This window comes from Streptomyces inhibens (assembly GCF_003389455.1).
GTDB classification, from domain to species: domain Bacteria; phylum Actinomycetota; class Actinomycetes; order Streptomycetales; family Streptomycetaceae; genus Streptomyces; species Streptomyces inhibens.
In genome coordinates, this window is sequence record NZ_QUAC01000348.1 from 1 (window position 1) to 4,089 (window position 4,089).

Consider the following 4,089-nt stretch of genomic DNA (forward strand, 5'->3'; position numbering starts at 1 on the left):
CGAAGCGATGATCACCTGGTCGATGACGAAGGTCATGACGCGGCGGCTGGGCCGGGCGCGAGCCGGTAGGCCCCCGACCGCTCGGAAAGTCGCGTGACGTGCGGCGCCCGATCGTCGAAAGTCATGAGGCCGCTGAGCCTCCGTACACCGCACCGAACGGAGGTGCCGAACTGATCCTCCCCCAGCCGCGACGCCGTTCCCGACTCCCGCGTCCGGCCGGCACATGCCCCGAGCGGACGACGGCCTCTAGGACTCCACCGCCGCCGTCAAGCGCGCCGCCACCGCCGCCACCGCCGCCCGGAGCTCCGGCCCGCCCTCGACGCGGAACCCGAACGGAATCCTCGCCAGCCACTCCTGCGCGTACATGTCCGGAGTGCCCGTACTGCCGACCAGCACGCACCCGTCGCCCAACGCCTCCAGTCGTCCCATGGCCCTGGGAGGCCCGACCCACGGCGCCACCTCGGACAGGGGGGCGTCGAACACCACTCGGGTGGGGTACTCCCAGTCCGCGCCCAGGCTCTCCTCCAGCACCGCCACCGGGTCGAGGTCGTCGGGCGGGTCGAACGCACGGGTCGTCTGATGGACCGCGCCGATCCGGTCGACCCGGTACGTGCGGATCGCATCCGCACGATGCGAGCGGCACAGGAGGTACCAGCGCCCGTGGCGGACGACCACCGCCCAGGGGTCCACCTCTCCCTCCGACTCCTTCCCCGACTCGCTCCGATACGCCACTCGCACGCTCCGTCGGACCGCGGACGCCGCGACCAGTGCGCTGGTGGTGGCCGGATCAGGCCGGGCCGAGTACGGGTCGGGCGCAGCCGACGCATGGTCGCGCAGCGTCGCCGCCTGCCGGCCGACGTTCTCCGGCAGCGCTCGGATGACCTTGCTCAGCGCGTTTGCCACGAGTTCGTCGTCGGCGTCGAGCGCCGCCATGACCAACCCCAGTGCCTCCGGTTCCGTGAAACCACCGGCGGCAGCCTCGTCCCGCGTCCCAGCCGGTACCCGCCGTACGGGCCTCGGGTCGACTCGACCGGGATGCCCGCCTCCCGGAGGATCCCGATGTACCGGCGCGCGGCCCGCTCCGTGACACCCAGCGACGCGGCGAGCTCGTCCGCCGTCGCGCCGGGGCGGGTCTGGAGGATTTCCATGGTGCGCAGAGCCCGTGCGGTGGGGCTGAGATCGGTCGGCACACGAGCAGATTAGGTGGTCACTTCCTATACCGGAAGTTGATTGTCCGGAACCCGTCGTAGCGTGATGCGCCATCCCACCGCACGGAAGAGGGAACTGATCGTGAGAGAGGGAGCCACGTTGTCCGACCATGTCGTACCCACCGGCCAACGGTCCTCGGCGGTCGCCACCGGACGGCCTCGCGTCCTGGTCATCGGCGGCAAGCTCGAGCACGTGCGCAAGGCCCGGGAGCTCGGCCTGGACGTGGTTCACGCTCAGTTCCCGGACGAGTATGACCGCGGCCACTGGCCCTACGTCGATCAGGCGCTGCTGCTCGACTACGGCGACACCGACCGGCTCCTGCCACTGGCCCAGGCGTTGCACGAGGCATACCCGTTCCAGGCCGCCGTGTCGCTGTTCGAACTCGGGCTGCTGCCGACGGCGCGGATCAACGAGGCGCTCGGCCTCGGCGGCGAGTCCGTCGCCACCGTGGAGCTGCTGCTGGACAAGTGGCGGATGCGCCGGCATCTGGCCGCGAAGGGCATCAGCCCGGTGGCCTCCGCGGTCGGCCGTTCCGCGCAGGACGTTCGGGAGTTCGTTCAGGCGCACGGGCTCCCGATCATCGTCAAGCCGATCCGCGAATCGGGCAGCCTGGGGGTGTTCTGCATCCGCGACCGAGCCGACGTGGACGTCGTCGCCGAACGGTTCCGATCCCTCGACGACGGGCATTGGGCCGCCAAGGACCTGTCCTGTGCCGATTCCTTCGACGAGTTCCTCATCGAGGAGTTCCTGGACGGTCCGGAGACCAGCGTGGAGACCCTGACCTTCGACGGCCGGCATGTGGTCGTCGCGGTGACCGACAAGGAGTGCGTCGGCCCCGGTTTCGTTGAGATCGGACATTCGCAGCCCAGCGGCTGCTCGGCGGAGACGTTGCGCGACGTCACGCGGTTGGTGACGGACTTCCTCGACGCGGTGGGGCTGCGCAACGGTCCAGGGCACACCGAGGTCAAGCTGACCTCGCGCGGCCCGCGGATCGTCGAGTCGCACAACCGCATCGGCGGTGACCGGATCAACGAACTGGCCGAGATCGCCTACGGCGTCGACATGGAGCGCTACGCGCTGGGCGCCAGGTTCGGCGTGGTGGAGCCGCTGACCACGTCGCCCGAGCCTCGGGGCGGAGCGGCCGTCCGGTTCCTCACGCCGGAGGCCGGACGGGTCGTGGAGGTGAGCGGCGTCGACGCCGTGCGCGCGGACCCGGCGTTCGTCGACCTCCAGTTGGGGGTGGAGCCGGGCGACGAGGTACGACCGCTGACCTGGAACGAGGACAAGGTCGGTCACGTCATCGCCCGCGGCGCCACCGCCACCGAAGCGATCGCCCACGGCAGGCGGCTGGCCGCGGCGATACACGTGCGCACCGAGCCCGTCGCGTGAGCAGCGCGCCGCCGGAGGTCGACGAGCAGCGATTCCGCGACGCGCTGCGCGGCCTGCCCGGCCGGGTGTGAATCATCAGTCTCGGCATCCTGGTCAACCAGGTCGGCAACTTCCTGCCCGTGTTCATCGTGCTCTACCTGACCGAGCGCGGCTACTCCGCCGGTGCTGCGGGGTTGGTGCTGGGCGTGTCCGGTCTGGGCAAGGTGCTCGGCAACGCCGCCGGCGGCTACCTCGCCGACAAGATCGGCCGGCGATGGACCATCGTGCTGTCCGCGGTGACCACCGCCGGGCTGACGGCGATCGTGCCGTCCCTCGAGCCGCTCCCGCTCATCGTCGCGGTGGTCGGTCTCATCGGCGTGACGTCGCAGATCTACCGGCCGGCCGCCGCCGCCGTGCTGATCGACGCCGTGACGACCAACCAGCAACGGCTGGCCGCCTTCGGGGTGTTCCGGTTCGCGATGAACGTGGGCGCCGCCCTGGGCGGCGTCATCGGCGGTGTGCTGGCCAGCACCTCCTATGTGGGGCTCTTCCTGGGCAACGCCGCCGCGTGCCTGCTGTTCGGCGTGGTCGTGGCGATGCTGCTGCGAGATGCGCCCCAGTCGCGGTCCGACCAGGACGACGCGGACACACAGGCGGACCGGGCGGTGGGGTACCGGCAGGTGCTCGCCGACCGCACCCTGGTGCGATTCCTGCTGATGACCGTGGTCGCCGAGTTCGTCTACATCCAGTCCACCGTCGGCCTGCCCCTGCACGTCAGCAACGTGGGTCTGAGCCCGGGCGACTTCGGTCTCCTCATCGGGCTCAACGGTCTGCTGGTGTTGGTGCTGGAGCTGCCCATCACCGGCGCGATCTCCCGGTACCGGCCGGAGTACGTACTGGCCATCGGCAACCTGATCACCGGTGTCGGTCTCGCGCTGACCGGGTTCATGAGCAGCATGGTCCTGCTGTCGGCGACGGTGCTCATATGGACGCTCGGCGAGATGACAACAAGCACCATCTCCCAGGCCTACCTGGGAAGTCTGGCTCCGCCGCACATGGTCGGGCGCTACCAGGGGTTGCACGGCGTCGCGTACACGACCGGTACGGGCGCCGGACCGCTCATCGGCGGCGCCGTGTACGCGATCGGCCCATGGGCGCTGTGGACCCTGATCGGCGCGGCCGGGCTGCTGTCCGCCCAGCTCAGTCTGCCGCGCCGCCGCGCGAAGTCCACAGTGGACGAACCGGATTCCTGACCTGGGGGTGGAACGATGGACGACGCGACGTCACCGGCCCCGGCGTACACGAGATCTGCGACGCCTACGTGGCCGACTACGCCCGGCTGCAACCCGCCGGCCGGCGGCGCCTACTGCGGCGCCCTGGAGGAGTTGGCCCGGCGGTCGTGGCAGCTGGTGCTGCAGATCGTCAAACACACCGATGACACCCGCGACTTCAAAGTTCTGCCGAGGCGGTGGTGTGTGGAGCGAACCTTTGCCTGGCCGTTGCGCACCCGGC

At 70.3% G+C, this 4,089-nt stretch carries 2 protein-coding genes and 2 pseudogenes; 3 read left to right on the top strand and 1 reads right to left on the bottom strand.

Annotated features, from left to right (window positions below; genetic code table 11):
• Positions 1-246: 246 nt before the first annotated feature.
• Positions 247-1,190 (bottom strand): annotated as a pseudogene (locus tag DY245_RS34255) (helix-turn-helix transcriptional regulator).
• Between the two features lie 100 nt (positions 1,191-1,290).
• Here DY245_RS34255 and DY245_RS34260 point away from each other — a divergent pair.
• The 3 genes and pseudogenes from DY245_RS34260 to DY245_RS48530 form a co-directional block, all read left to right on the top strand.
• Positions 1,291-2,598 carry an ATP-grasp domain-containing protein gene (locus DY245_RS34260; RefSeq protein ID WP_244943446.1) on the top strand — a complete coding sequence of 436 codons (1,308 nt, stop codon included), beginning with the start codon at positions 1,291-1,293 and terminating at the stop codon, positions 2,596-2,598.
• A gap of 89 nt (positions 2,599-2,687) precedes the next feature.
• Complete coding sequence (locus DY245_RS34265; RefSeq protein WP_280525032.1) at positions 2,688-3,830, top strand: MFS transporter; 1,143 nt, start codon at positions 2,688-2,690, stop codon at positions 3,828-3,830.
• A 15-nt stretch (positions 3,831-3,845) separates the two neighbouring features.
• Positions 3,846-4,089: pseudogene (locus DY245_RS48530) on the top strand (hypothetical protein); the annotation flags it as partial.